The 24,408-nt window shown below is 67.2% G+C and carries 17 protein-coding genes; 11 read left to right on the top strand and 6 right to left on the bottom strand.

From position 1 onward, the window contains the following. Positions 1–142 precede the first annotated feature (142 nt). The 7 genes from AC5RV6_RS14285 (at position 143) to AC5RV6_RS14315 (ending at position 12,249) form a co-directional block, all read left to right on the top strand. The gene (locus AC5RV6_RS14285; protein ID WP_494007989.1) at positions 143–2,992 is read left to right on the top strand and encodes a PD-(D/E)XK nuclease family protein; all 2,850 of its coding nucleotides are present in this window, start codon (positions 143–145) and stop codon (positions 2,990–2,992) included. Next, on the top strand, positions 2,989–6,315 hold the full coding sequence (locus AC5RV6_RS14290; RefSeq protein WP_494007990.1) for a UvrD-helicase domain-containing protein: 3,327 nt from the start codon (positions 2,989–2,991) through the stop codon (positions 6,313–6,315). The genes AC5RV6_RS14285 and AC5RV6_RS14290 overlap by 4 nt, the downstream gene beginning before the upstream one ends. Positions 6,316–6,385: 70 nt before the next feature. Next, positions 6,386–6,895 (top strand): GIY-YIG nuclease family protein, encoded by a 510-nt coding sequence (locus AC5RV6_RS14295; RefSeq protein WP_494008100.1) that lies wholly within the window; start codon positions 6,386–6,388, stop codon positions 6,893–6,895. 114 nt (positions 6,896–7,009) lie between these two features. Further along, positions 7,010–7,675, top strand: coding sequence for a hypothetical protein (locus AC5RV6_RS14300; protein ID WP_494007991.1), 666 nt, complete (start codon positions 7,010–7,012; stop codon positions 7,673–7,675). Next, positions 7,668–9,359: a hypothetical protein gene (locus AC5RV6_RS14305; protein ID WP_494007992.1), complete on the top strand. Its 1,692-nt coding sequence runs from the start codon at positions 7,668–7,670 to the stop codon at positions 9,357–9,359. Before AC5RV6_RS14300 ends, AC5RV6_RS14305 begins: the two co-directional genes overlap by 8 nt. Before the next feature lie 307 nt (positions 9,360–9,666). Continuing rightward, positions 9,667–10,902: an exonuclease domain-containing protein gene (locus tag AC5RV6_RS14310; protein WP_494007993.1), complete on the top strand. Its 1,236-nt coding sequence runs from the start codon at positions 9,667–9,669 to the stop codon at positions 10,900–10,902. 87 nt (positions 10,903–10,989) lie between these two features. Next, on the top strand, positions 10,990–12,249 hold the full coding sequence (locus tag AC5RV6_RS14315) for a hypothetical protein (protein WP_494007994.1): 1,260 nt from the start codon (positions 10,990–10,992) through the stop codon (positions 12,247–12,249). Between the two features lie 13 nt (positions 12,250–12,262). Here AC5RV6_RS14315 and AC5RV6_RS14320 read toward each other — a convergent pair whose 3' ends face one another. From AC5RV6_RS14320 to AC5RV6_RS14330, 3 genes are all read right to left on the bottom strand, one after another. Beyond that, positions 12,263–13,459: an ROK family transcriptional regulator gene (locus AC5RV6_RS14320; protein ID WP_494007995.1), complete on the bottom strand. Its 1,197-nt coding sequence runs from the start codon at positions 13,457–13,459 to the stop codon at positions 12,263–12,265. 139 nt (positions 13,460–13,598) lie between these two features. Then, positions 13,599–14,660 (bottom strand): ABC transporter permease, encoded by a 1,062-nt coding sequence (locus tag AC5RV6_RS14325; RefSeq protein WP_494007996.1) that lies wholly within the window; start codon positions 14,658–14,660, stop codon positions 13,599–13,601. Further along, a complete protein-coding gene (locus AC5RV6_RS14330) occupies positions 14,657–16,132 on the bottom strand; it encodes a sugar ABC transporter ATP-binding protein (RefSeq protein WP_494008101.1) in 1,476 nt (491 codons plus the stop codon). The genes AC5RV6_RS14325 and AC5RV6_RS14330 overlap by 4 nt, the downstream gene beginning before the upstream one ends. Before the next feature lie 232 nt (positions 16,133–16,364). Here AC5RV6_RS14330 and AC5RV6_RS14335 point away from each other — a divergent pair, with 232 nt between their 5' ends. The 3 genes from AC5RV6_RS14335 (at position 16,365) to AC5RV6_RS14345 (ending at position 19,790) form a co-directional block, all read left to right on the top strand. Further along, complete coding sequence (locus AC5RV6_RS14335) at positions 16,365–17,411, top strand: substrate-binding domain-containing protein (protein ID WP_494007997.1); 1,047 nt, start codon at positions 16,365–16,367, stop codon at positions 17,409–17,411. A 119-nt stretch (positions 17,412–17,530) separates the two neighbouring features. Continuing rightward, entirely contained in the window at positions 17,531–18,685 is a 1,155-nt protein-coding gene (locus AC5RV6_RS14340) for a Gfo/Idh/MocA family protein (protein ID WP_494008102.1), read from the top strand. 103 nt (positions 18,686–18,788) lie between these two features. After that, entirely contained in the window at positions 18,789–19,790 is a 1,002-nt protein-coding gene (locus AC5RV6_RS14345; protein WP_494007998.1) for a sugar phosphate isomerase/epimerase family protein, read from the top strand. Positions 19,791–19,832: 42 nt separating this feature from the next. Here AC5RV6_RS14345 and AC5RV6_RS14350 read toward each other — a convergent pair whose 3' ends face one another. The 3 genes from AC5RV6_RS14350 to AC5RV6_RS14360 form a co-directional block, all read right to left on the bottom strand. Next, positions 19,833–21,245, bottom strand: a complete 1,413-nt coding sequence (locus AC5RV6_RS14350; RefSeq protein WP_494008103.1) for a serine hydrolase domain-containing protein — start codon at positions 21,243–21,245, stop codon at positions 19,833–19,835. A 95-nt stretch (positions 21,246–21,340) separates the two neighbouring features. Then, positions 21,341–21,925 carry a TetR/AcrR family transcriptional regulator gene (locus AC5RV6_RS14355; RefSeq protein WP_494007999.1) on the bottom strand — a complete coding sequence of 195 codons (585 nt, stop codon included), beginning with the start codon at positions 21,923–21,925 and terminating at the stop codon, positions 21,341–21,343. 64 nt (positions 21,926–21,989) lie between these two features. Beyond that, positions 21,990–22,826, bottom strand: coding sequence for an excalibur calcium-binding domain-containing protein (locus AC5RV6_RS14360; protein WP_494008000.1), 837 nt, complete (start codon positions 22,824–22,826; stop codon positions 21,990–21,992). 434 nt (positions 22,827–23,260) lie between these two features. Between AC5RV6_RS14360 and AC5RV6_RS14365 the strand changes: the two genes are divergently transcribed. Continuing rightward, a complete protein-coding gene (locus AC5RV6_RS14365) occupies positions 23,261–24,361 on the top strand; it encodes a thermonuclease family protein (protein WP_494008001.1) in 1,101 nt (366 codons plus the stop codon). The last annotated feature ends 47 nt before the right edge of the window (positions 24,362–24,408 follow it).

The following is a 24,408-nucleotide window of genomic DNA, read 5'->3' on the forward strand; positions in this document are numbered from 1 at the left end:
ACCGCTGATCTGCCCCTTGTGGTCAACCGTTGCCAAAGCGAAATCTGAGAGCAGCAAACGCGGCAACTCCCCCGAGCGTCATTGGCGACATTGTCTGCGCCTGGTGCTAGGTTGAAGTCGCTTGATAACAAGGGGGAGTTAATTGAGTATTCAGATTGTGGAAGGTACGGCGGCACGTTCGCTGGAACTTTCGGACATGCCGTCCGCGTTGAGGGCGCTTGCGGATGCCGTAGCCGATGCCCAGCGTGATCGTACGCTCCAGCCCGTGACGATTATCGCGCCCAGTCGCGCGTCGGCCCGCGACCTGGCCCACTATCTGGGCCGGGTCCTCAATGAGGGCAGGGGCAGCGCAGCCGTTAGAACAGCCACCCTGCGCGATTTGGCCGAAGAACTGGCGGCGTTGAGCAGCCATCTGTCAGGCCGCGCTCCGCTTCCGGCGATGGTCCGGGAAGGTGCGGTCAGAGCTGTACTCACCGATGCTCCCGGACTGTTTGCAGAGGTCGCAGACCAGCCGGCAACCGCCCGCGCTATCGCCAACACTTCGGCTGCACTGGACGCGGCCTGTCCCGAAGACGTGGCTGCGCTGTCGCCGCTGGTGGGCGAAGTCATCCGCGTCCACCGTCGCGCCTCCCGAATCCTGGAAAAAGGCTGGTACACAGACCACGACCTCTATTCCGCTGCCGCCGCTGCTCTTCAGGCCAAACGGCTTCTCAGCCGAGTGGGTCCAGTGATCTGCTTCCAGCTTGGGGAGGAACAGGACCCTTCGGTTTCCTCTTTCCGCTCGGCACTGGATCAGTGCGCGCGCACTATCTATATCGATGCAGTGTCCTCCCCTCTGCCCGATGAATTCCTCAGCGCATCCGACGCGGATGACGAAGCGCGCGCCGTCGTCCGACTTGTCATCGCAGAACTGGCCGCAGGCGTTCCCGGTCACCGCATCGGTGTCTTCTACTCCGCTGCTGAACCGTACCGGGCCCTGCTGGCCCAACGCTTCAATGAAGCCGGGATCGCCTTCGTCGGCCCGTCAGCCCATGGTCTTGCTGACACCGGCCTGGCCCGGGGACTGCTCAGCCTGCTCAATCTGGAGCCCGCGAACCCGGACATCCGGGTCATCCTCGACACCATGGCGCAAGGCGTCCTGCATTGGTCGGAGGAAGATCTGCCCAGCAGTGCCGTCTGCGAGCGGCTTCATGCCTCTCCCCCGGACGATGTGGAAGAGACTGACGGAGACCTCGAGCCTACGGAAACCGAACTGAAGCGACAGCAGGACTACGTCCGGTTCACCGGATTCACAGCAGTGCTGGGCGAACGACTCGCGGAAGTCTATGCCTCCTCGACGTGGAAAGAGGCAGCCGATAGTGTCGCCGCTTTCGTCGAGGAGTTCCTTGGGCCGCGTTCGGCAACGGAAAGACCCGAGCTCGCCAGCGCCCGCAACATGGTAAATGAAGTGATCCGGGCGCTTGAACTGCTGCATGGAGTCGCTCCGCCACCAACTGCCCGGACCGTCCGCGATGCCCTCGCCGAAGGCATCCGGTCCCGCCACCAGCGCACCGGCACCAGCGGCACCGGAGTGGTCCTCGGTTCCTACGACGACGGCGTCGGCCGAGACCTCGACGTCGTCTTTGTCACCGGTGCCGCGGACGGACTTGCCCCGGCCCGTCTCCGGGAGAACCCGCTCCTGCCCGACAGCGTGATCCACCTGCTGGCCGTACCGCTCCCCAGTGTCCACGCGCGATCTTTCGTGCAGCGGGAACGCTTCCACCAACTCCTTGCCACCGGGGCTAAACGCATCGTTCTGTATCCCCGGGGCAATCTTCGCGCCGGCGGAACCCTGCAGCCCTCCCGCTGGCTGGCAGGGGCAAAAGAAACCCCGTTACGCTCCTTCGCACACGGCCTGTTGCAGGGTGCTCCTACCGGGATGGTTCCCACCGGCCAGGAGTGGCGGATCCGCCGGCTGCTGGATACCGGGTCCCTCCCGGGTGACGCAGTCCTGGACGCCGTCTCGGAAGTCCGGTCTGACCGACTACACGGAGCCTTTACCCGGTTCAACGGCAACCTCACCGGCGTCCCCGGCACCGTTATCGACCCTCAGCGGGCCATCTCACCCACGCATTTGGAGGACTGGGTCATCAGTCCGCTGGCCTATTTCCTGCGTCGCGTTCTCAGGGCCGACCTGTTCGAAGACGTGACGCTCGAAGTCCAGATCAGCAATCTGCAGCGCGGTAACCTTATGCACCAAGTGCTCGAAGACTACGTCCGTGGGCTGACTGACGGCACGAAGAACGTCTCTTCCGAGCGGCTGCAGGAAATCGCCGAGACCGCATTCGCAGCCACCGCCAATCCGGCGTGGCTGACACACACCTGGGACCGGGACAGGTCCCGGATCCAGGCTGATCTGCTGAAAGTCCACGACGTGGACCAGCAGGCGCGCGACGACGGCTGGCAGCACCTCTCGGTGGAAACTGAGTTCGGTGCCGACTCCGGCGAACCGCCGGTCGATCTGGACCTGCCCAATGGGAGCACCGTGCGCTTCCGAGGCAAAGTCGACAGGGTGGACAGGCATTCAAGCGGCCGGGTGCTCGTCATTGATTACAAGACCGGCAAGGCCGACAAATACAAGAAACTGACGTGCGAGGACCCCACCGCCGGGGGAACCCGATTCCAGCTGCCGGTCTATGGCCTGTTCGCCCGCCGTTTCGCCACCGACCCGGGGGCGGAGGTGCGAGCCGAGTACCGGTTCATCACCGCCGACGGAAAGTATGGACGCGTGGGCTATGACGTGGCGCCCGACGTCGAGGCCCGGCTGCGCGACGACGCCGCCGTGGTCGTGGCGGCCATGCTGGCAGGGGTCTTCCCACCGCGACCGGAATCGGACCGGTACACCAACTACACAACCCTGATGGGTGTCGCCGGAGTGCGGCACACCTGGGACCGGCTCAAGGACGACCCGGCCCTCAGCGACTACTCCCGCTTCTTCCAGGAGGAAGAATGAACCCGGCCACGAGCATGACCTCATCCACCAGCACCCAGCAACCCCCGCTGGACGAAGAAGACCGGGAGAAGATAGCCACCAAGCTGACCTCCACGGTGTTCGTCGAAGCCGGAGCAGGCAGCGGCAAGACCCACGCCTTGGTCCGCCGCATTGCCGCCCTCGTGGACAGTGGAGTGGACATCGGCGCGATCGGCGCCATCACCTTCACTGAAAAGGCGGCCGGGGAGCTCAGGGACCGGCTGCGCATTGCGCTGGGCGAGACCGCAGTGGACAGCGCCGGAACCGAACGACGGAACACGGCGCTGGACCGGCTGGATGCCGCGCCGATTGGCACCATTCATTCCTTCGCCGCCCGACTGATCAGCGAATACCCCATCGAAGCGGGCGTCCCGCCGTTGATCACCGTAGTGGACGAGCTCCGGTCCCGGATCGCATTCGAGCGCCGGTGGGAAGACGCACAACAGGCGCTGTTCACTGATCCCAAGGCCGACGCCGCCCTGCGTGTGCTGCTCGCCGTCGGCGTCACTTTGGACCAGCTGCGAAAGGTCGCCGCGGCCCTGGACAGCAACTGGGACCGCCTGCGCGCCCACCCGCCCCAGCCGCAGACCGTTCCGGCACTCGACGTCGCGCCGCTGCTGCGCGCCGCCGAACTGGTCCTGGAACGGAAAGCCGATTGCTCCGACCCGACGGACAAGCTCATGGGCCGGGTCACCGTCGTGGAGGAGTGGCGGGACCGGCTGCAGGAGGTCTCCGGGTCCGGGGACCTTGGCCGTTCCATCGACGTGCTGAAGAGCCTCCCCGCAAAAGGCTATTCCGTTGGCAAACAGGGCAACTGGGGCGGCGACGTCAAAAGTGTCCAGCAGCAGTTCGTGGGGCTGGTGGAGCACCGGGATGCGCTGATTGCCGGGCAGGTTTCCCCTGCCGTCACCACGGTCAGCGCGGTCATGGCCGACGTCCTGCTTGCCGCGGCGAAAGTACGCCAGCGCAGCGGGGAGCTGGAATACCACGACCTGCTGGTTCATGCCCGCGACCTGCTGGTGGGCGAGACGGAGGCCGACGCCCCGGCCCGCCTTCCCCTGCATCGGCGCTACACCCACCTGATGCTCGACGAGTTTCAGGACACCGATCCTGTCCAGGCAGAGATTGCGGTCCGGCTGGCCGCGGACACCAGCTGCGGCGTCGACGGCTGGGAGAACCTACCGGTGGCATCCGGGCGACTGTTCATGGTCGGCGACCCAAAACAGTCCATCTACCGCTTCCGTCGCGCCGACATCGCCACCTTCCTCGCAGCCCGTGCCCGTGCAGACAAGGATCCGGGCTCCCTGATAGCCACCCTGCAGACCAATTTCCGTTCCGGACGGCCCGTCCTTGACTGGATCAATCAGGTTTTCGCGGACCTGATCCAGCCAGACGGGACGGTCCAGCCGACGTACGCCGCTCTGGCGCCCGACCCCAACCGCCCTGCATGGGACACGGCCCATGGGCCCGCGGTCTCGGTAATCGGCCGGAACCCGGTTACCCCGGATGAGAACGGGAAAGTGAGTGCCGCGCGTCGGAGCCAGCAGGAAGCAGCCGACGTCGCCGCTGCAATCCGGGTGGCCACCGGCACCGGCGGCAGCCCTGCCTGGCGGCACCAGACCGGAAACAAGCAGGGCTTTGCGCTCCGGCCGCTGCGGTTGCAGGACATCTGTATCCTCCTGCCCACCCGCACTGCGTTGCCCTACTTGGAAGATGCCCTCGATTCCGCCGGCATCGAATACCGGGCCGAGGCTTCGTCGCTGGTCTATACCACGCAGGAGGTCACCGATCTGCTGCTGGCACTGCGGACACTGGCCAACACCGCGGATCAAGCCGCGTTGGTGCTGACCCTACGGTCAGCCCTCTTCGCCTGCGGAGATGATGACTTGTTCCGGTGGAAGCAGGCCGGCGGAAGCTGGAACCTCTACGCGCCGACGCCGGAAGGGCTGAAAGATTCCCCGGTCTGCAAAGCGCTGGGTTACCTGGTCGATCTGCACCGGGAGCTGCCGCTGATCTCCCCCGCCGAACTGATCGAACGGATCGCAGCTGACCGGCGGGTGCTCGAAGCCGCAACCGACAGCCCGCGTTACCGCGATACCTGGCGGAGGGTCCGGTTCGTTATTGATCAGGCACGCGCCTGGACAGAAGCCACCCACGGGGGGCTGCGGGACTACCTGGCGTGGGCTGCCGCCCAGCAGGAGGAAAACGCCCGGGTCAAGGAATCCATAGTGCCCGAGACGGATCTGCACGCGGTACGGATCATGACGATCCACGCCTCCAAGGGCCTGGAATTCCCCATGGTCATCCTTGCCGGAGCGGGATCCGCACCGCAGCATAGCTCCGAGCCGGCGCTTTGGGACGAGGCAGGCAATCTCTTCGTCCGGTTCCTCAAAGGCATTGAAACGCACGGGTATGAAGAGGCGGCCGCCGTCGAAAAGGCATTCATCGAAGCTGAGCGACGCCGGTTGCTCTATGTCGCCTGCACCAGAGCCGAGAGCCACCTGGTGGTATCGCACTACAGCGGTTCGGATCGCAGTCTCAGCGGCCTCCTGGTTCAAGTGAACACTGACGAAAGGTGCGCGCCCGATCTTGAACTGCCGGCGGATTTACTGCCTTTGCCCAAGGCACGGACGACGGCGGCCCCTGTGCCGGAGTGGGACGACTGGCAGGGTTCGCGTACCCAATGGACGGCCGCCTCGGCGCGCGTGTCCCGGACCTCGGTCACAGCCTTGGCCAAAGGAGAGGTCCCGGAGGTGACAACCGAATATGGAGTGGCGGCAGGCTTTTATTCGCTGGACGGGGCCGAGGAAAGGCTGCCCGGTTTCGGCGGTATCCCGGAAGAACACGGAACGGCGTTTGGTACCGCTCTGCACCGTCTGCTGGAGCTCACGGACCTGGAACTGTCGACGTCGCTCTCCGGCATGGCCGCTGACGTTGCCACCGCGGCCGGGCTGCGCAATGCGAAAGACCTGGAGGCATCGGCCCGTGCAGCTTTGGAGACTGAACCGGTACGTCGTGCCGCTGAACGTGAGCATTGGCTGGAGCTGCCGGTACTGGTCCCGGAGCCTGGCCATACGGTCGAAGGCATCATCGACCTGATGTACCGGGAAGATGACGGGTCACTGGTGGTCGCCGACTTCAAGACCGATATCAGTGTGACCGAAAAGCAGATCGCCGCGTACTGGCGCCAACTTGGCACTTACGCAAAGATGATCGGCCGAATAACGGGACAAGAGGTCAGCCAACTGGTCCTGATCTTCTGCCGAGCGGGCGGTGCCGAGATTCTGAGGAGGACCCGTGGCTGAAACCTCGCACAGCGCCGACTCCGATAGATCTGAATCCACGACGGCCGGGAAACTGCTGGAAGCCCCGTTGGTGCCTGCTCCACAGGTACTGACCAAATACTCTCCGCCGCATACCCACGGCATTTACGCTTGGTGGATGAGGCCCGGCACCGTGCCCGGGCTGGCAGGTCTCCCCCACCCAGCGCGTTCTGACGCTGAGCTGCTCTACATCGGGATAGCCAGCCGGACGAACAGCAGCCTCTTTGCCCGTTTGAGTACCCATCTCACCAACAGCAGCCGCCGCTCCACGCTTCGCCTCTCACTGGCTTCGTTGTTGGCGCCCGCCCATGGCTGGACAGCGTGCATTGTCTCGGGACGGCCCGCACTGGATCCCCGCTTCGAAGCAGACCTAACAGCATTCATCTGTGCTTCGCTATCAGTCTCCTGGACTCAGCATCTAGCGCCCGGGGAAGTCGAAGATCAACTCATTAAACAGCTGTGCCCACCATTGAATTTGAGCGGAAACAGCACACACCCGTCATACGCCGTCCTTAAGGAGGCTCGTGCCAAGTTCAGAGCCGGCGCGAGCTTGAGGTCATAAACTTTCCGCGTTTCCTGCGGAGACCGAGCCGAGGAACATCAAAGCTCGAAACAGCCTGCCGCCGTACCGCCGGGGTGGTGCTCTCACAAAACAGTTGAACCTGGGGGATCAATAATGGATGTCGCAACACTCGCTACCGTCACTCGCATCAACGACCAGCTGGATTCACTCGGTCCTGAAAGAGACCGCGCGGACTTGGAGGCTCTGTACAAGATCTTCTCGGCGCTGGCGCCGTCCTTTGAACGTGGGCGAGGGGCCAAAAGGGGAACACCGGAAGCGGACGGGGCTGGAAGGGTTAACCACCTCCTTCGGCTGACGATCGTGGATCTGTGGCAGGACCCGCGGATGCCCGGGCGCGGGGTGAAACCGCGACAGATGCACAAGCACAACAAGCCCTTTGTCTACCCCTGGTCGCCCCGGGCACGCGATCTTTACTTCGCGGCCAAGGCCGATGCTTCGGTTTCCACCTCCGGAATGCTTGTGCTGGAGCACACCATTCCGCTCTCCATTCTCCGGGACGAGCTCATGCACGCGATCCTGAAGGGTTGTTCTCAGGACGAGTGGACCGAACTGTTCCTTGCGGCACACCGAGGCCTGAGCTTCGCGGTGCTGGCTAGAGATGAAGACGACATCATCAACAGCAACGGGCACCGGTCAGCCCTTGTGGCAGACGACCCCTCGCCTTGGGCCCGCTACAGGAAGGCCGGCATGGTTCAGGAGGACTTTATCGCCCTCACAGCCGATCCGCGCTGGTCTGAACCGGACGCGAATCGTGGCTAGAACGGCCTACGAAGCGTGTTTCCCGTCCAACGGCTGGTTCGACAAGGAGCCGGCACTGATCAATGCCATGAATACTCCCGAGTCTGGTCATCGACTCCGGGTTCCGGTCAGCCCATGGCCGGCTGCTTTCGCACGGGACCAACACAGTCTTCCGACGTTTTCGGGGGAAGCAGATGCAGAGGGCGATCTAGCAGCCATCGTTGGGAAGTCCTTCGACTCCGATGTCTTCAACCGGCCGGTGTATGGCGCAGGTTGGACCCATGAGAAGCTAGCGGACTTCGTGGAGTCGCGGAAGAGCGCCCAGGTTGTGGTCAACGGACATACCTGTCCGACTTTCTCCTTCCTGGCCTGGTACTTCGCCACCCACATTGTGCTGAGCTATCGGCAGGGTGAGCACTGGCGGTTGTACCTAATCGATGACATCGGCTTGGTCACAGATGCTCGCTGCACCGGCGATCGCCAAGGTTTAGAGGATTTTCGACACGCCTATCTGTGGGGGCGGCCGGAGGATGCCCTGAAACGACCCGAACTGCAGATCCTGGCAGGCCCCGATTCAACCCCCGCCGACTCTTGGGAGCTTCGTGCCAGGACGTGCCTCGAGCAACTCCAGGACTGGAAGCAGCAGCACACGCATACGTCCCTGCCAGTGCCAGCACCCCAAGGGCCGGCCCTGAGCGCAGCAGACCTTGATCTCGCGGTCCCGTCGAAGCCCGTTGAGATCGTCCTTGCTCGTGCCACGAGCCGGAAACACCGGTACGAAATCCGGTATCCGCTCGATAGCGATCCCACAACTCTGGAAGCCACCTGCACCGTAGACGGTACTCCACAGCGCTTCACGAACCCGGTCACCGGGCTGGAGGAGGGGATGCACGCGCCGGCTGCAGACTGGGCGCAGTGGATTTTGACGGATTCCGCGGAAACGGCTGGGGCGACAGTTCCAAAACTGTGGGAGGTCGACGAACCCGAGGCTGAGCTGTACCGCATTTCCAACAACATCGTCCGCTACGAGGAGCATGAGGTCGCCACTTCTCATTTCAGGACTTCCGCGGAGCTTGAGGCGTGGCTGCGGGCCTCGCTGGGCAACCACAATGTTCCGCTCCTCGTACGCACGCTCGACGACATCCATCTGGAACTAGATCTGGACCGGATGCCCATGTATCAGAAGAATGTCTTCGACCGTTCCGAGGGCAAGGACCCCAGGGTCAGCTACGCCCCACGGGTTTTCCACCCATGGAAGGGTTTGGAGAACTGGCGGGAACCGACCACGGGACAGTGCCTCCATTATCCGCGGCTACAGACGGTGATGGACGGACGGGAGCTGCAGGCCTACACAGCCACCAACTGCCTGAACTTCGAATCTCTCCAGAACGACCTGCTGCCGGATGACGCTCCGTCTGTCCCAAACTCCTGGTTCATCATTGGCGTCGAGCAGGGCCTGCACTCACCCACATGCATCGTCTTTCCGGCAGCGGACAGCATCCTTTCCGTGACCACGGACAACGATGGGGCGACCGCGCTTATCACGGCTCGTGATTACCCCACCCGCAACGATGAATTGCACCGGGAGGCAGCTTTCCGCAGTCGATGGAGCCAGTGGCTTGATGAAGACCACCCGCTGACACCGGAAGAGATTCAGGCCGGATTGGAGTCCCTAAAGCGGTTGATCGAGGAGCAGGGACCATGATCCTCACGAGGGATGACACGATTTCCGACACCGGACTCGACGCGGGTTTCGGAGCCGGAAGATGCGTCTGGGATGAGTCTGTTTGCGTGGACAAACCCTCCCACTTTGTGACGTCCAACGTGGTTGGTGGCGCTGCGGCGGAAGTTTATTGCCTCAGGCACTACGTGCTGACGCTCGCCGGTCTGTGCGAGCTCCATCTGCCCAATTGCGAAGGTGACTTCAGCGGACACGTCCTGAGCCATGGGGAGCTCTAACTCTCCGACAACGATCCTGGCGCGTACTAGCGCCCAGACAACAGGAGTTTGCCTTGTACGAACCGGGATTTGCAGTAATTGATTTGGAAACAACCGGACTCAACCCGCGCTACCACCACCGCGTGGTCGAAGTTGGGATCGTGACTTTGGATGCAACCGGTCGGGTCCTCGATCGGTGGGAGAGCCTGGTCAACCCGCAGAGGGATCTTGGGCCTCAAAGTATTCATGGAATCAGGGCTGCCCAGGTCTTGGAAGCGCCGACCTTCGCCGAGCTGGCCCCCGCGATTTCTTCACGGCTTCACGGCAACGTCCTGGTCGCGCACAACCTTTCCTTCGATGCAGCCTTCCTGGAACACGAGTTCACCCGTGCTGGGCTGACCCTTCCCCCCATGTTCCTGCGGGGGCTCTGCACGATGCGGCTTTCACACGACTACGTTTTCGGTAACGCCCGGTCGCTTGCCCACTGCTGCGAGTTTCTCAGTGTTCCTACAGGCTCCGCGCACTGTGCAGGGGATGATGCCGAAGCCGCAGCTGGTCTGTTGTCCCGCTACATCGACATGGACCCAAACCGGCCGGACTGGGAAAAGCATCTGAGCGCCGTGAGCCAGCTGGAATGGCCTCCCCTTGAACACGGACCCCTCGTTCGGACAGTACAGCGAGGCTTCACCGCTGAGCCCGTGCATTTTCTCCAGCGGATCACGGCGCATATGCCGGAGTTCAGCGGCCCCGCCGAGGACGAGGAGTACCTGATGCTCCTGGATCGGGCAATGCTAGATCGTCACTTGTCCTATACCGAGCAGCAGGAGTTGGTCGCTTTGGCTGAGGTGCTGGGGATCGACCGACAGCGTTGCAACGACCTGCACAGGTACTACCTCGAGCAGCTGGTCACCGCTGCGTGGGCGGATGGCGTCATCACCCCTGAGGAAGAACAGGACCTTCGTCTCGCTGCCGACGCCTTAGGCCTTCCGCGCAAGGTCGTGGACGATGAACTCGCCAAAGGCCAAAAAGAGGTGGAAACTCCCTCTCCAACCACCAAAGGTCCTCTGTCCGTCGCTTCAGGTTCCATCGTCGTGCTGACCGGAGCCATGGCAAGGCCCCGCGACGACTATGCATCGGCTTTGCGGGACCTCGGCTACGTGGTGGCCGACAACGTAACCAAGAAGACCGATGTTGTAGTGGCAGCAGACCCCGACACTTTGTCAGGCAAGGCCGGCAAAGCAAGAAAATACGGCATTCCCGTCGTCGCCGAGGACTTCCTCTTCGCCGGTCTCGGCGTCAGCCGTGTTTGAGAGCCGATGCATTCGAAAGGTGACACGACTCGATAACTGCTCTCCACCATCAGTCGCCATGTCAGTGCCTCATGCCACAATGAGGGCGTGAATCCTGCAACTGGCGATATCGAAATCGTCCTTTCTGAACACGGCGCACTTATTGCTGGAGATGACCAGGCCGTGTCGTCGTTGCTGAGCCGTCTCGAGCTGCCCGCAGAGGCACTCGATACAGCAGAGCAATCGGCGAAGGACCTGCTGGCCGGGCTGTCCGGGGTTGCTGCGGTCGGCACGGCCTTCGACCCGCAGTGGCTGCGCGTGACCAACGAGAGCTACGCCAGACTTCAGGAACTCGCAGGCTTCAACGTGCCGAAGGACGGACTGATTGCCGGCGTCGTGCGCGGCGACAAAGGCCGGATCGATCAGTTTCTGGAGTTCGATTCATTCAGCGGCGCCAATCCGCTGATGATGTCCAACGCGGCCACTTTGGCCGCCACAATGGCACTGCGCAGCGCTATAGCAGACCTCCAGTCACTGGTCGAAACCATGGACGTCAAACTCGATGTGCTGTTGGAGGACAACCGCATCGAAGCCCTCGGCGACATCCAGGGGCTGACGTCGGTCCTGACCAGGGCATGCGCCATTTACGATGCGACCGGCGTCGTCAGTGAGACGGTATGGGCCCAGATTGCCGGGCACTCCTCCGCCTTGGCGCAGGCCGAAGCCAAGGCCCGCGGCCAGGTGGACGCCCTGCGCGCTGCGGTCTCTGCGCGCTCATTTGCCGATCGCGTTGATGCCGTGCAGCGAGCATCTACCAACGAAATGCAACGATGGCTGGTCATTCTCGCGGCAATTCACGTCGACCAGCAACGTCTCGACCTTCTGGAACTGGCGCATCTGCGGCAACACAGCCCGGAAGCAGTGGCCGGCCACGCCGAGGAAAATCGTAAAGCGCTGCAGAAGCGACGCCAGGCTGTGACAGAGAGCGTGCAGGGCCTCGCAGATGCGCTTTCCGCAGCCGCCGACGTGAGCGACGCGAACCGGGTGCGCAGCCCGCTGAAAGCCCGCCAGCTCCTTCAGGGCGCGGAGCAGGCGCTGGGAATGATCGCTGCGTTTGCAGAGGTGACCGGCCTCGACGTCGTCGCCGGAGGCGAGGTCGAGCGAGAGACCTGGCGAAAGTCAGTCAGCGACCTTGTTTCCGAAGCGCGCTCCAATGTGGTCGCCGTACCAAGAATCCTTAACAGTCGCCGCGAAGACAGCTTGCTCCGCAAGGCCAGCAAGGTTCAGGCCAGACGCTCCGCCGCCGCGGAGGACGAGTCACCCGGTGAACTGGCATCCGGTTCCGCTTCGACGCCGGGATCTGACTAGCCGCAGGGAGTCCCTAAACCCCAGCCCCCGCGGCCAGCATCCGGTCCACGCTTTCCACCGACAGCGCGTGGTGGATCGCCAACATGCTCGCCCCGAGCATCCCGGCATCCAGCCCGGACGCGGACTGCACGATCCGCAGGTGCTGGGTGGCCAGCGGCATCGTCCGCGAGTACACCACCTCCCGCACCCCGGCAATGAAGTGCTCGCCGGTCAGCGCCATCGACCCGCCGATCACGATCACCGCCGGATTCATCATGCTCAGGCAGGCGGAGAGCACCTCGCCGACGTCGCGGCCGGCCTGCCTCACCGCATGCACGGCCTGCTGGTCCCCGCTGTTGACCAGCGCCACCACGTCCCGGCCGTCGCGGGCGTCCAGGCCCGCCTCGCGCAGCGTCGCCGCCACGGCGACGCCGGAGGCCAGCGCCTCGAGGCAGCCGTAGTTCCCGCACCGGCAGAGCTTGTCCTCCCCGCGCGGCACTCGGATGTGCCCGATGTCCCCGGCCACCCCGTCCGCGCCGCGCAGCAGCTCCCCGTTGCAGATGATCCCGGCGCCGATGCCGGTGGCCACCTTCACGAAGATCAGGTTCTCCACGTCCGGCCACGCCGCCTCGCGCTCCCCCACCGACATCACGTTCACGTCGTTGTCCACCAGCACCGGCGCGCCCAGCTTCTCGCCCAGGTACCCGGGCACATCGAAGCCGTGCCAGCCGGGCATGATCGGCGGGTTGATCGGCCGCCCGGTGCTGTGCTCCACCGGCCCCGGCACCCCGACGCCGACCGCCAGCAGGTCCCGCGCCGAGCGGCCCGCCTGCTCCAGCAGCTCGGCCGCGAGCTCGGCCACGGTGTCCAGCACCGCCTCCGGGCCGTTGCTCACCGGCAGGTCCCGCAGCGCGTCGGCCAGGCAGCCGCCGCCCAGGTCGGTCAGGCCCACCCGCAGGTGCGAGGCGCCGATGTCCACGCCCAGCACCACCTGCGCCCCGGTGCTCATCGCGAACCGCGACGACGGCCGGCCGCCGGTGGACACGGCGTCCTCCACCGGCGCCACCAGGCCCAGGCCCATCAGCGCGTCCAGGCGCAGCGCGATCGTGGACCGCGCCACCCCCATCAGGTCCGCCAGCTCACTGCGGGTGCGCGGCTGCCCGTCGCGCAGCAGCTGGAACAGTTCGCTGGCACCGGCGGAGGCAGGCGCCGTCTTCCTTATATCGACCACTGGGCAATTGAAGCACAGGAATCGGCGTTACTTCGCAGGTCAGCGGCGGATTGGCCCGCTCCGGCCCGTATCCCGGCCCGGCCCCCGAACGCCGCCCCGCCGCACCAATCTCCATCCATCCCGACGCCGCCCCGGCGCCTCACAGCGCGCCCTTGCGCCGGCCGGTGCCGCGCACCGCGAACCGCTGCTGCAGCAGCACCGCGACCACGATGATCGCGCCCTTGGCCACCTGCTGCACCGAGGTGTCCAGGTTGTTCTGCGTGAACACGTTGGTGAGGATGCTGAACAGCAGCACGCCCAGCACGGTGCCCACGATGGTGCCGCGCCCGCCGATCAGCAGGGTGCCGCCGACGACGACGGCGGCGATCGCGTCCAGCTCGAACAGCAGCCCGTGCGTGGAGGTGCCGGCGGTGGTGCGGCCCATCATCATCACCCCGGCGATCCCGACGGTGATGCCGGAGAGGATGTACAGCCAGACGATGTGCCGCTTGACCTTGATGCCGGCCAGCCGCGCCGCCTCCAAGTTCCCGCCGATCGCCACCGTCCGGCGGCCGAAGGTGGTGCGGTTGAGCAGGAACCAGCCGGCCGCGGCCACCAGCGCGAAGATCCAGATCAGCAGCGGCACGCCCAGGAAGTTCGAGCGCATCACCGACAAAAAGTCCCGTTCGATGACGATCTGCGTGCGCCGCCCGGAGATCAGCTCGGCGGCGCCGCGGGCGGCCACCAGCATGGCGAGGGTGGCGATGAACGCCACCACGTTGCCGTAGGCGATGATCACCCCGTTGATCAGCCCGGCGAAGATCCCGACGGCGAGCGCCACCGCCACCATCAACAGCCAGCTGGTCTCCCCGGCGGTCCGCTGCACGGCGGTCAGCGACGCGACCACGGTGGTCAGGCCCATCACCGAGCCGACGGACAGGTCGATCCCGCCGGCGGTGATCACAAAGGTCATGCCCACGCAGATCACCCCGATGATCGAGGCATAGCGCAGGATGGTCAGCGCGTTCTCCACGTTCAGGAACCGGTCCCCGCTGGTCACCGCGCCCACCACGCACAGCACCAGCAGGGCGATCACCAGCCCGAGGTTGCGCCCGGCGGAGCCGCTGAGCACGCTGCGCAGCGGGTTCGGGCGGGCGGGCGCGGCGGCGGCGGCGCCGCCGGCCGGGGGCGGCTGGACCGCCGTCGTCTTGGACTCACTCACTGCGCGTTTCCTTTCAGCACCAGGTCAAGCACGGTGTGCTCGTCCATGTCGGTTGCGTTGCCGGTGGCGAGCACCCGGCCGGCGTCGAGCACCAGCACCCGGTCCGCCAGCCCGAGCACCTCCTCCAGTTCGCTGGAGACCACCACCACGGCCACCCCGTTGGCGGCCAGCGCCCGGATCAGCCCGTAAATCTCGGTCTTGGCGCCGACGTCGACGCCGCGGGTCGGCTCATCGAGCAGCAGCACCCGGGTGCCGTGGATCAGCCAGCGGGCCAGCAGCACCTTCTGCTGATTGCCGCCGGAGAGGGTGCGGGCGGGCCGGTCCGGATCCGCCGGGTGCAGCTGCACGGCCTGCGCCTGGGTCCGGGTGGCCTCCTTTTCGCGGCGTTCGTTGAGCAGGCCGCGGCGGGCGAAGCGTTCGAAGGTGGACAGCGTGGCGTTGCGGTAGATCGGCTCCTCCAGCAGCAGGCCCTGGCTCTTGCGCTCCTCCGGGGACAGGCCCAGCCCGACGTCGATCGCCGCGGGCACCGAGCCCGGGCGCAGCGTCTTGCCCAGCACCTTCACCGTGCCGGCGGTGGAGCGCCGCGCCCCGTAGATGGTCTCCAGGATCTCCGAACGCCCCGAGCCCACCAGCCCGGCCAGCCCGAAGATCTCCCCCGGCCGCACGGAGAAGCTCACGTCCCGGAAGACCCCGGCCAGCGCCAGGCCCTCGACCTCCAGCGCCGGCTCCGCGTCCGCATCCACGGGGGCGCGGGGCGGAAACACGTTGACGGCGTCGCGGCCGGTCATCAGCCGGACCAGGTCCGCCCGGGTGGTGGCCGCCACCGGCAGCGAGGAGGCGGTGCTGTAGCCGTCCTTGATCACCGAGATGCGGCTGCCGATCTGCCGGATCTCCTCCAGCCGGTGCGAGATGTAGACGATCGCGATGCCCTGCGCGGTGAGCTCGCGGATCACCCGGAACAGGTTCTCCACCTCCCCGGTGTCCAGGATGGCGCTGGGCTCGTCCATGATGATCAGCTTCGCGTTGCGGGACAGCGCCCGGGCCATGGACACGATCTGCTTGCCGGCCGCGGACAGTGAGCCGACCTCCGTGGCCGGGGACAGGTCCGTGTGGCCCAGCCGGGCCAGCAGCTCCCGGGCCCGACGGCGGGTGTCGCGCACGCGCAGCACCCCGGCCCGCGCGTCCTCGTGGCCGAGGAAGATGTTCTCGGCGACGGTCAGCCCGTCCACCACGTCCAGCTCCTGGTACATGGTGGCGATGCCCAGCTCCAGCGCCGCCGTCGGGCGCGGCAGCTGCACCGGCTCGCCCTGCCAGCGGATCTCGCCGCCGTCGGGCTGGTGCACCCCGGAGAGGGCCTTGATCAGCGTGGACTTGCCGGCCCCGTTCTGCCCGAGTACGCAGTGCACCTCGCCGGGCAGCACCTGCAGGTCCACCCCGCGCAGGGCGGGCACCCCGGCGAAGCTCTTGGTCAGGTTCCGGACTTCCAGCAGCGGTTCCGGCCGGGCTGCGGCGGCCGCCGGGGCCTCGTGGGATGCGGTCATGCGACGGAGCATACACACTTATGTCGATTGTCAGTAGTATGTTGGCGCTTTATCGCCGGACTTCTGTTACTGTGACGCCTGTCACGATGAGGTGCGGGGCGGAACCCAGGTTCCTGCGGGCCTCAGCGGGCACCGCAGCGCCCCATCAACAGAGGAGAAAGCCATGCACGCAGCACGCATGTCGGGCCGGAGGCAGCTGGTCACCACCGCGGCGTTTCTCGCCGTCGGCGGACTGGTCCTCACCGGATGTTCCAGCGGCGAGGACACCAGCACGGAACCGACCAACAACTCAGTCGAAGGCAACCAGGCCGAGGGCGACACCGTCGTCATCGGCTTCTCCGGCCCGGCCGCCGACCACGGCTGGCTCGGCGCCATCAACTCCGCCGCCCTGGCCGAGGCGGAAAAGTACCCGGACATCGACCTGCGCGTCGCCGAAGGCACCAACGACGCGAACCTGCAGATCAGCCAGGTGGAGCAGTTCATCAACGACGACGTCGACGCGATCGTCCTGCTGCCCACCGACGGCGCCGCACTCACCGAAGTCGCGACCCGCGCCATGGACGCCGGCATTCCGGTGATCAACGTGGACCGCGAGTTCTCCTCCCCGTTCGCCGCCCGCACCACGGTGCTCGGCGACAACTACGGGATGGGCGTCAGCGCCGGCACCTACATCTGCGAACAGGTCGGCGACAACCCCGACGCCGTGGTCGCCGAGATCGCCGGCATCGACTCGCTGCCGCTCACCCAGGACCGCAGCCAGGGCTTCGAGGACGCCCTGGCGGACTGCGGGCTGGAGGTCAGCAACCGGGTGGCCGCGGACTTCACCGTCCAGGGCGGGGAGGCCGCAGCGTCGCAGCTGCTCTCCGCCGCCCCGGAGATCGACGCACTGTGGAACCACGACGACGACCAGGGCATCGGCGTGCTCGCCGCGATCGACGCCGCCGGCCGGGACGAATTCATCATGGTCGGCGGCGCCGGCTCGGCGAACGCGATGCGGGAGATCCAGTCCGGCGACTCGGTCATGCAGGCCACGATCATCTATCCGCACACCCAGGCCGCCGACGGCATCCGGCTGGCCCGGCTGATCGCCCAGGACAAGGCGATGAGCGACCTGGTGGAGATCGAGGTGCCCAACCGGGTGGTGCTCAACGCCCCGGTGGTCACCAGCGAGAACGTGGACCAGTACCTGCCCACCGCGTTCGAGTCCTGACCGGTGCCCGACGCCGGCGCGCCGCCCGCCCGGGCGGGGCGCCGGCGTCGGGCACCTGGTCCCCCTGATTTCAACCGAAGGGAAACACGATGGAAGCCGAGAAGCCGCTGCGGGTGGCCATGGTGGGGCACGGGTTCATGGGCGCCGCCCATTCCCAGGCGTGGCGGGTGGCGCCGCGGTTCTTCGACCTGCCGCTGCGCCCGGACATGACGCTGCTGGCGGGCCGGGACGCGGACCGCACCGCCGCCGCCGCACGGAAGTGGGGCTGGGCGGAGTCCACCGCCGACTGGCGGGAGACGGTCACGCGGGAGGACATCGACGTGGTCGACATCGTCACCCCCGGCGCCTCGCACGCCGAGATCGCGGTCGCGGCGCTGGACGCCGGCAAGCACGTACTGTGCGAAAAGCCGCTGGCCAACACCGTGGAGGAAGCCCGCGCAATGGCCGACGCCGCCGCCCGGGCCGAGGCCCGCGGGGTGCGGGCGATGGTCGGCTTCACCTACCGGCGGCTGCCCGCCACCACCCACGCGCGGAACCTGGTGGCCGCGGGCGCCGTCGGCACCGTCCGGCAGGTGCGGGCGGTGTACCTGCAGGACTGGCTGGTGGACGCCGACGCGCCGCTGACCTGGCGGCTGCAGCAGGAGCAGGCCGGCTCCGGGGTGCTCGGGGACCTCGGCGCGCACATCATCGACCTGGCCCAGTACGTCACCGGCAGGCAGCTGACAGAGGTCAGCGGCACCCTGGAGACCCTGGTCGCCGAGCGGCCGGTGCCCGACGCCGCCGCCGGAGCCGTCGGCCTCGGTGCCGGCGGTGCAGGGGCCGGTCGCGCTCCGGTGACGGTGGACGACGTCGCGCTGTTCACCGGCCGGTTCGAGGACGGGGTGCTCGGCTCCTTCGAGGCCACCCGGATGGCCACCGGGCGGAAGAACGGGCTGCGGCTGGAGGTCTCCGGCAGCCGCGGGGCCCTCAGCTTCGACCTGGAGGACCTGAACTTCCTGGACTTCTACGACTACACCGCCCCGGCCGGGCAGCAGGGCTTCACCCGGATCATGGTCACCGAGCCGGAGCACCCGTATCTGTCCGCCTGGTGGCCGGCCGGGCACTCGCTCGGCTACGAGCACGGCTTCGTGCACCAGGCCAAGGACTTTGTGGAGGCGGTGGCCGACGGCGGGCAGCCCGCGCCGTCGTTCGCCGACGGCCTGCAGGTCCAGCAGGTGCTGGACGCCGTGTCCCGCAGCTCCGCCGACTCCAGTATCTGGACCCCGGTGAAGTAACCGGGGGCGCACGCCGGGGCACCGGCGTCGGCACCCGGCGTCGCCACCCGCCGTCGCGCACGTCAGCACCACTTGTTCATCCGATCGTCTGAAGGAGCCAGCCATGACCCGTCCAGTCACCCTGTTCACCGGCCAGTGGGCCGACCTGCCGTTCGAGGAGGTGGCCCGGCTGGCCTCCGGCTGGGGCTACGACGGCCTGGAGATCGCCTGCTGGGGCGACCACCTGGATCCGTGGCAGTGGGAGGACGACGCCTACGTCCAGGGCCGCCGCGACATCCTGGAGAAGTACAACCTCAAGGTGTACGCCATCTCCAACCACCTGAAGGGGCAGGCGGTCTGCGACGACCCGATCGACCAGCGGCACCGGGACATCCTGCCGGACGTGGTCTGGGGCGACGGCGACCCGGAAGGGGTGCGGCAGCGCGCCGCCGAGGAGATGAAGCACACCGCCCGGATGGCCGCCGCACTCGGTGTGAAGACCGTCGTCGGGTTCACCGGCTCCTCCGTCTGGAAGTACGTGGCGATGTTCCCGCCGGTGGGCGCGGACGCCGTCGAGGCCGGCTACCAGGACTTCGCGGACCGCTGGAATCCGATCCTGGACGTGTTCGACGAGGTCGGCGTCCGCTTCGCGCACGAGGTGCATCCGTCCGAAATCGCCTACGACTACTGGACCACGGTCCGGGCGCTGGAGGCCATCGGGCACCGGCCGGCGTTCGGGCTGAACTGGGATCCTAGCCACTTCGTCTGGCAGGACCTGGACCCGGTGAGCTTCCTCTGGGACTTCAAGGACCGGATCTACCACGTGGACTGCAAGGACACGAAGAAGCGGATGACCAACGGGCGCAACGGCCGGCTGGGCTCGCACCTGCCCTGGGCGGACCCGCGGCGCGGCTGGGACTTCGTCTCCACCGGGCACGGGGACGTGCCGTGGGAGGACGCGTTCCGGATGCTCAACACCATCGGCTACGACGGGCCGATCTCGGTGGAGTGGGAGGACGCCGGGATGGACCGTCTCGTCGGGGCGCCCGAGGCGCTGGCGTTCGTCCGCTCGCTGGCGATGGATCCGCCGGCGGCGGCGTTCGACGCCGCGTTCTCCTCGCGGTAGCGGGTCCAAGGACGCGGCGTCGAACCGCCATTGCGTGTGGAGTCAGGCGGAAGCAGCTACCTCCCTGTGCCCCTTCGGCACCCTGCGCACAGTGAGGGCCAGGACCGCGCCACAGGCAAGCAAAATCGCCGCCAGGCAGCCAAACAGCAGGGCCAGGTCCGGCGCGAACCAGCGCAGGGAATGCCACGGCGTGCCCGTAAGCGCACAGATAAGCGGAATCAGTCCGCCACCCGCCGCCAGCAACCCGCCGGCCAGGCTCAGCCGCAGCCTGATCCCTGGCTGCAGTGTCCGCAGCCGCAGGCTTCGGCGGATGATGACGACGAGCCCGCCTGCCGCTGCCAGCACGACGCCCAGCAGGATCCACGGAACAGCCGGGGCTGAGGGCAGTGCCGGCGGTTCCGCCCCGGCCTCCAGTGCACGGACGCCGGCCATGATCGCCGCGACCTGTCCGTCCTCCAGCGTGTGGTACTTGTTCGTGAGCAGGACAGCCGCGGTTTCGCCGTCGGGCTCGAAAAACATCTCGGCCCGGGCGTGCGGCGTCGCGCCGCCGTGGAACGGGATGCCCTCCTCCGCGTTCCAATGCCAGCCGGCGCCGTAGCTGCGGCCGTCCTCCGGCGCGGCCGACAGCGCCTCGAGCGTCGGCTCAGACGCCGGGCCTCCTCCGCCCTGCATGGCGGCGAGGAAGCGGCCCAGGTCCTCCGCCGTCGAGGTCATGTAGCCGTACGGCGCACCGGCGTGGTCATAGAAACTGCCCGGCACCGCGCGGCCGAACCAGGACGCGTGGCCGGTGTCGTAGCCGGAGGCCTGCGCCCGTTCCCAGTCGGCGGAGGTGCGGGTCATGCCCAGCGGGGCGAAGACCCGTTCCTCCATGTAATCGGCGAACGGCTTCCCGTCGACCGCCTCAATCACGGCGCCGAGCAGCAGATAGTTGGCGGACGCGTACCGGTAGGCTTCGCCGGGCGGGGCTGCCAGGCGGACGCCGCTGAGTGCCGCAACGGCTTCGTCGAGGGCACTCGACGCGGGGTAGTTCCGGTCCGTCACCGCCAGGGAGTCGGTTGCGCTGATGCCGCTGGTTTGCCGCAGCAGGTGCCGGATGCTGATGCTGGCGCCGCCCGGAGCCTCGTAGCGAAAGTCCGGCAGGATCTGCTCCACCGGTGTCTCCAGGTCCAGGCGTCCGTCCTGGACCAGGAGCATCACGCCGAACGCGGTCAGCGGCTTGCTCAGCGACCCCAGCAGGAACGGGGTCTGCGTGGTCACGGGCCGCCCGTCCGCCGTGGTGCCCCAAGCCAGCCCGGTGGCCGGCCTCCCCTGCTCCAACATCACCAGCGAGGCGCCGGGTATGCCGTAGCGGTCAAGGGCATCATCGACGTAGGAGGAGATCCGCTCGGCGCGGTCGTCAGCCGCCGCGGCCGACGGTGGCCCCGCGAGGACCAGGGCCGGGGTCGCCAGCAGCATCGCCAGCAACCCGAGGAGCCTGCCGAGCCGCGCCGTCCTCCGGCGTCGGCCGCCCCGGGAGTGTGCCGCTGCCGCTGCTGTTTTCCTGTCCCGGATCATCGTGCCGCCTCCGCCAGGTACTGCTGAAGCAGCCCCGCGAGCGCCTGGTAGGCGGCGTCGAGGTTGAAGTTCCCGTCCAGCAGGTGCTGCAGCGCCAGCCCGTCGAAGCAGGCCAGCAGGACGGCGGCCAGGTGCTCGGCAGCGTCGTGGTCGGGGAGCAGCTGACGCAGCTGGGCGCTCACGCTGTCGCGCCCCTCCTGCAGGACCGCCGCAGCTTCCTGCTGCAGGCGCCCGCCCTTGATGCCCAGCGCGTACAGCTCATACCGCCACCGGTACCAGTCGGGATTATCGAGCACCCGCTGTCGGATTTCCTCCAGCACCGCCGCCGGGCTCTCCGGCGCCGGCCGCTCCTTGTAGAGCTCGTGGTACCGGCTCTGGGCCGCGCGCTGCACGGCGATCAGCAGGTCCTCCTTGCTGGCGAAGTAGTAGTGCACCAGTCCCGGCGTAATGCCAGCCCGGTCAGCCACGTTCTTCACGGACGCCGCGTTGTACCCCTTCTCGCTGAACACCTCGAAGGCGGCTTGGATCAACTGGCTGCGTTTGGACTCGCTCGACATCCGTCCCCCGGCGGTTTTGGTCACCCGACCAATTTGGTTAGTTGACCAAATACTAGCAAGAGGAAGAGGCGCCCCGCTCTCTGGCCGTTCAGTCGTCGCAGCCCATGCCGTCGTTGTCCCCGTCGAACTTCTCCTGCCATCCCGGGCTGCCGGGATAGATCGGAGCGGCGCCGGCGGCCCGCACGGCGTCGCAGTTCTGGTAGTAGACGTCCGTCGGCGGCTGGAGCTGTTCCTGGAGCCGGCGCTGCTCCTCGGCTATCCGCGCTTGCTCTTCGGCGATCCGCGCTTGCTCTGCGGCTTGCTCCTCCGCCAAGCGCTGCGCCTCAGCGGCCGCGGCCTCTTCAGCCGCTCGCTGCTCAGCCAGACGCTGGGCTTCCTCTGCGGCCTGCTCCTCGGCCAGTCGTTGCTCCTCCGCCAGGCGTGCCTCTTCCGCCAACCGCGCTTCTTCGGCGGCCCTGCGTTCCTCCTCGGCTCGTGCTTCCGCGTCAGCCTGCTCCTGCGCCACGCGCCGGGACTCCAGCAGCCGCTCGGAGGACTCCTGATCCATCCAGATCAGCTGGCCGGAGTCATCACGGGTACAGACGTACTCGGCCCCCTTCTGCTCCCGGGACTGGGTCTCGGAGGCGCAGGGCTCCCCGGCCAGCGGCTTCTCCGTAGGGGTGGACGTGGGCTGTTCGCTGGGGGTTTCGGTGCTGGGCTCAGGGGAAGTGGTTGTGGGAGGATCCCCGGACTCCGGCTGGTTTTCCGCGAGCGGGCCCACGGTGCAGCCGCTGACGGCCAGGCCCAGCGCAGCGAGTCCACCTGCGGCCCGGACCGTCCGGCGTCGGGATTCAGGCGAGGACCTTCGCGCTGCACCGAACGGCTCGTCGGGAGGACGGGTCCGGGGAGCTGCGGTGGAAGACGGGAAAAGGGGGTGATGTGCCATTGGAGACCTCAGCTGGATCATCGGCTGCACCGTGCACCCGGGCCAGCCCCTGACCTTTGCTGTTCACGCCCGCCGCGCCGGAGCTGCCTGCAGCTCCCTCGCCGGTGCACCGGATTCACCCCGGGCAGACGCGCAACCGATGCGACAACCGTAAAAGGTTGCTTGCCCGTCCGATAGCGCTTTCCGAAAGCTCCCCAGCACCGAACGGCTGTTCCCGGCCTCCGTGCCGCCCTGCCCGGGCGTCACTGGCAGGGCACCCCTCCCCCTGTTCCCCTACCGCCTGCCCTCGCCCGGCCGATGGTATCTCCGGACCATTCGATAGTTGGGAAACTCATGCACCACATCTTTGGAGCGGCGCCCTCCTCTGCACCCGATCACGGGCAGCAGAGCGGCGCAGCTCACCTACCAGGACCTTCCGTCTCAGGAGCCCGCCGATGATCACCCGGAAGGTGCTGCTCTCGGCCGCAGCCGCCGTCGCCGTCACCGCCTCCACCGTCGTCTTCGCCACCGCCGCCAACGCCGACAAGGGCGAAGTCATCCGCATCATCGACGGCGACACGCTGGTCGTGGACTTCGACAACCAGGAACTGACCGTCCGCCTGCTGAACGTGGACACCCCGGAGACCAAGGATCCGGACAAGCCCGTCGAGTGCCTGGGGCCGGAGGCCACCGCCTTCCTGGAGGAGGCCCTGCCGCCCGGCAGCAAGGTGAAGCTGGAGTTCGACGTCGAACGCGAGGACCGCCACGGCCGCACCCTGGCCGCCGTGTACGACGGCGAGGACCGGCTGATCAACGCCGAAATCGCCCGCCGGGGGCTCGGGGTTCCCGTGACGTACGGCGAGAACCGCAGGTTCCGCCCGGCCGTGGACGCCGCCTACGCGGACGCGGAGGCCAACGGGGCCGGATTCTTCGGCGCCGGGACCGAGTGCACGGTGCCCGCCATGGTGGCTGCCCTCGAAGAGGCTGCGGCGCAGGCCGCGGCCGGGGAAACGGGAACGACGGCGACCTCCGCCGCTGCCGCCGCAGCGGCAGCCTTGGCGCTCGTCAAGGTGGTCGACGAGGCCTACGACGCGGTCGAAAAGGGGGCCAGGGCCGGGAAGGGCATGATCTGGACGGCGCTGTCCGAAGCGGAGCACATGGCCCTCATGACCCGGGCGGCCGCCGCCCGGGACGGAGTCCATGCCCGGCACGACAGCCTCACCGCGCTGCAGGCGGAGCGGAAGGCCGCGGAGGAGGAAGCCGCACGCGTCGCGGCCGAGGCCAAGGCGGAAGAGGAGCGGAAGGCCGCTCAGGCCGAGGCGGATCGGATTGCCGCCGAGCAGGCCGAGGCCGCCCGCGTGGCTGCCGCGGAAGCTGAAGCTGCCGCCGCCGCCCATGCCGCCGCTCACGCCGCAGCGCAGGCCGAGGCCAACCGGCAGGCCCAGCAGCAACAGCAGCACGCTCCCCCGCCCCCGGCCCAGGACAGCAACCCCTACCCGGGCTACACCGGGCCCCGCTGCTACGCGCCCGGCGGCAAGACCTGGCGTCCCTGCTGATCCGTTGCGAAAAACGGCGGCCGCCCCGATATCCGGGACGGCCGCCG

It is taken from the genome of Arthrobacter saudimassiliensis (genome assembly GCF_059090665.1).